We start from the raw sequence: 527 nt of genomic DNA on the forward strand, positions 1-527 counted from the left end.
TGACTGGAAAGAGCTGGCGTGGGTTTTAGACCCCGACAATGCTGGCGTCCCAGAAAACCTTCCCATGTTTTTACCATACATGTTGGAAGAAGTAGATCCTTGTCAGCATTTCTTTACGTACAAAAATAACCAGGTTGTCAACTACGAAACAGCTCCATTGCAAAAGCCGGTAACAACTTGAATCGGAGGAGAAACACGAATGGAAATTCGCAAGCTTGCAGAACTGGAACAACCGCCAATGGATTTACTCTTATTGGCTGACCCCTCTGTCAGATTGGTGAAAGATTATTTACAAAGAGGTCATTGCTACGTAGCTGTTCTGGAGGAGAGCATCGTAGGTGTCTACGTCTTGATACCAACCAGACCGGATACGATTGAACTCGTGAATGTTGCCGTCGATGAGGCCCATCAAGGCATTGGCATTGGCAAAAAGCTCGTTCTTCATTCCATTGAAGTTGCCAAATCTCTCGGTTATAAGACGATTGAGGTCGGAACAGGGAATTCTAGTGTAGGTCAGCTCGCCCTAT

Annotated in this window: 1 protein-coding gene and 1 pseudogene; both read left to right on the plus strand. The window is 45.7% G+C overall.

Annotated features, from left to right (window positions below):
- A pseudogene (locus C7R94_RS30790) lies at nucleotides 1-181 on the plus strand (DNA mismatch repair protein MutT); the annotation flags it as partial.
- Between the two features lie 18 nt (nucleotides 182-199).
- On the plus strand, nucleotides 200-527 hold a 328-nt coding region (locus C7R94_RS29800; RefSeq protein WP_106786058.1), incomplete at its 3' end, for a GNAT family N-acetyltransferase.

The organism is Brevibacillus sp. NRRL NRS-603, from assembly GCF_003013445.1.
Lineage (GTDB): Bacteria > Bacillota > Bacilli > Brevibacillales > Brevibacillaceae > Brevibacillus > Brevibacillus formosus.